Source organism: uncultured Streptomyces sp. (genome assembly GCF_947488945.1).
Classification (GTDB): Bacteria; Actinomycetota; Actinomycetes; order Streptomycetales; family Streptomycetaceae; genus Streptomyces.
This window is the reverse complement of the sequence record NZ_CANLBS010000053.1, coordinates 1-3219: the sequence shown is the minus strand read 5'-3', so window position 1 is coordinate 3219 and position 3219 is coordinate 1. Positions and strand designations below refer to the sequence as shown.

General features: G+C 65.5%; 3 protein-coding genes. All 3 read left to right on the top strand.

The genetic code is table 11. The features are described 5' to 3' along the window. Positions 1-1331: 1331 nt before the first annotated feature. Complete coding sequence (locus Q0994_RS33735) at positions 1332-1880, top strand: sigma-70 family RNA polymerase sigma factor (protein WP_299542520.1); 549 nt, start codon at positions 1332-1334, stop codon at positions 1878-1880. Positions 1881-2018: 138 nt separating this feature from the next. Further along, entirely contained in the window at positions 2019-2210 is a 192-nt protein-coding gene (locus tag Q0994_RS33730) for a hypothetical protein (RefSeq protein ID WP_299542518.1), read from the top strand. Between the two features lie 276 nt (positions 2211-2486). Then, complete coding sequence (locus tag Q0994_RS33725; RefSeq protein WP_299542516.1) at positions 2487-2738, top strand: hypothetical protein; 252 nt, start codon at positions 2487-2489, stop codon at positions 2736-2738. Positions 2739-3219: the final 481 nt, after the last annotated feature.

The following is a 3219-nucleotide window of genomic DNA, read 5'->3' as shown; positions in this document are numbered from 1 at the left end:
CCCGCGGAGCGGGTATCCCAGCGCTGCGCGCTGGGCAGTGACGGAATTCGCTGCGCGAATTCGGAAAGGCGCTGCGCGCCTTTTGATAAACCGCTGCGCGGTTTATGGAATTCCCGCAGGCGGGAATTCTTGATTACCGCTGCGCGGTAATCGGTGAGGCCTCTCCGCTTCGCTCCGGGACCGGGCGTCCGCTGCGCTCCCGCCCTCCGGCTGCGCCGGGCTGGCTACAGGCTGGGGGCTGTCGGCGCATCAGGCGCGGGCCTGTGTAGGGCTAGGAATTCTGGCCCTACACCCCGACGGCCCGGGGCAGGGTGACGGGGCCCGCCGGGAGGGCGCACGGGCGGGACCAGGACCACGGGGGCCGGAGGGCCGGCCGCACCGGGTGACGCTGCTTCAGAAAGGGCTGCGGGATGAGCTCTGGAACCATCCCGCAGCCCCGGTGCATCACTGATGCAGCATGTACCTTTGGCGGAACCGGGCCACACCCCCGAACCATGCTCCATTCTTGGTGCATCACTTCGAGAGGCTGTGTAGTGATTGGGATTCTGGGCCACCACCGGTCACCGCCTGGACCGCTTTCTGATGCACGGGTAGAAACACGAACCGACCACCACCACCGGCCCTGTAATAGCGGCAAGGGGTGCAGCCTCAAAGACGCACCCCTTGCCGCTACGGTGTCACTTCCTTCTTGAATGGAAGTAGACGACTACTGCAATCTCGATAGCCTGCAATGTAATAAGCGTTGCTGTAATCATTTTTTCACCTCTATTCTGTTATTTAAACCACCTCCTGAGACTCGCGGTACTCTTCGTGGCTCTAGTTCAATTATAACACTGATGGCCCGTCATGTCCATTTTGCGTGGGTCTAATTGGCGTCAATCTCTGCAACGGCGAACGCTTTTTTCCACGATGCAAGGGGTCATTCTGTATCGCGTGAATGAACTGTTAGCATTTGGGCCATTGCTGCACCACCTATGACCCCAGATAAAAATTCACCGGACAAATTCAGAAAGACGTCCGGTCACCGGCGCCGGCGACGGAGCTCCGCCAGATCGATCGCGTCGCTGTCGTCGTAGCCGGAGGCAACAAACGCGTCGACGGCCGGTGCGTGCGCGGGCAGCAGGGGCAGGGCCGCAGCGGCCGGGGTGAGGCCCGGCGGAGTCCGGGAGAGATCATCGGGGCGTCCGCGCCTAAGAGCTTGGTGGTGCTGCCTCACGTTTGACGGGTGCCGAGCGTCCTGGCTTGTGGAAGCCAGGCGATGAGGCCCTGGGAGCCGACGGGCTCCCCGGATCGGCTGGGGCAGCAGCTATTCATGATCGGAGCACGGCCCGATGACGCAGTCGTCCGGCGGTCCCAACGGGGACCGATCAGTCGAAGAGCAGATTCAGCACCTGAAGAGCCACGAGAAGCACTTCAAGCGTGTGATCGAGAAGCGCATCGCGCGTGGACACGCTGACGATGTGTGGCAGGAGGCACTCCTGCGCATGTTCAAGCGCCTGCAGTCCGGACCCCCGGTCGAGAAGCTGGACGCCTACATGGCGACCGTCTGCGGAAGCGCGGCGACCGACATGCTCCGCCAGCTCGGCCGGCATGCCGAAGCGTTCGCCGGCGGAGACCTGGACGAGTTCAGCGAGAGCGGCATCGTGATCGACTTCGACCGCGACGTGAACCTCATGAGGGTCCAGTCGGTCCTGCGCGAGGAACTGACGCCGCAGCAGCACAAGGTCTACATCCTCAAGCACTACTACGGGCTCGACTCCCGCAGCATCGCCGAGCTGGTCGGTGCCGCGAGTGACAGCGCGGTGCGCCAGATGATCAGGGCAGCCAACCGGAGGCTCCGGGAACCGGCCGTGATGCGCCGGCTCGCCGCGGAGGACTAGCTCCTCCCTCTGGCCCGCGGCACGGGGTACCGGAACTCCTCCAATTTCGGTATCCCCACCCCGCGGACCGGAGGGGAGGGCTAGCCCGCAAGGCGGGCCTTCTCCCATCCGCCCGCCCATCGACCCGAAGGAAACATTGTGTCCGACCGTCACACCAACGCTTTCGCCGCAGTGCTGACCCTGCTGTCAGTGCTCTGGATCCGTGCGTACCGGCTCATCGACAACCTGCTCACCGGTTCACCGGCGTGGGACCGGTCTCCCGCCCGGAACGCCACCGCCGCACAGCTGCGCACTCACCGACTCGGGCGCCCGAACGTGGCGACGGAGTAGCGGGGGAACGTTTGGGCGATCTCCCGATCCGAACCAACAGCAACAAGTGATCCAAACCAGCACATGAACCACTGAACAATCCGTCAGCACCACCGGCCGCGGTAAACGCCTCACCACGGCCAGCACCTCGGGGGAGCCGGGCCCGTCGCTCACGCGACGGGCCCGGCCTGCGTCGTACGTAACAACAACCGCGCAGCCGGAACCACCGCCGCTCGACGGCACCCCCCTTCGTACCACCAGGCGCTGCGACCCCGTCCCCCGAGGACTTCACCGAACATGACCACCCCAGCCCAGCTCCGGACCCGGAACCAGGAACTCACCCAGGACCTGGAGCGAGCCACCACGAAGATCAAGTACCTGAAGCTCGCGCTCGCCGTCATGACCGGCGTCATCGCGTCGCTCATCACCTACCTCATCGTCCACACCCTCGACGCGACGCAACTCCTCAGCGTCGGCTGGAGCGCCAGCACGTTCGTCGTCACCACCGGCTTCGTCTTCACCGTCCAGGAGAAGATCGCACGCTCGTAACCACGAACACCCGGAAGCCGAACGGTTCGCCGGCACCATCTCGATGGCGTCGGCGAACCCCAGCCCCGGGCCGTGCGGGGCCCAGGACGTCCTCCCGGAGAGACCAGCGCACGTCCTCGCTGGGCCGCGCGACCGGCCGACGTCACCGGGTTAGGGACCAGCCGGCACAGGCCACCAGAACAGCCACACCGCCGGTCGCGACCACCAGCGGCATCGCGAGCACCGGGTAGCGGTGCGCCACGTAGCCAAGGCCGGACCCAAACCGGACCCTGGCGACGACCAGCTAAGCACGGCCAGGAGGACGAGCGAAGACACAGCCGGCCGAGAACGATGCAACTGGGGCCAGCCGTCACATCATCAGCCCCCGAACAGGGTTCCCAGGACAGGGCAGCACCTCTAGACTTCGCGGTCGCCGAGGACGCGGTCGCCGAGGACGCGGTCGCCGAGGACGCGGTCGCCGAGGACGCGGTCGCCGAGGACG

Bases quoted from the DNA above. Each gene is read 5' to 3' on its own strand.
- Q0994_RS33735 (WP_299542520.1), top strand. From the start codon at position 1,332: ATGACGCAGTCGTCCGGCGGTCCCAACGGGGACCGATCAGTCGAAGAG.
- Q0994_RS33725 (WP_299542516.1), top strand. From the start codon at position 2,487: ATGACCACCCCAGCCCAGCTCCGGACCCGGAACCAGGAACTCACCCAG.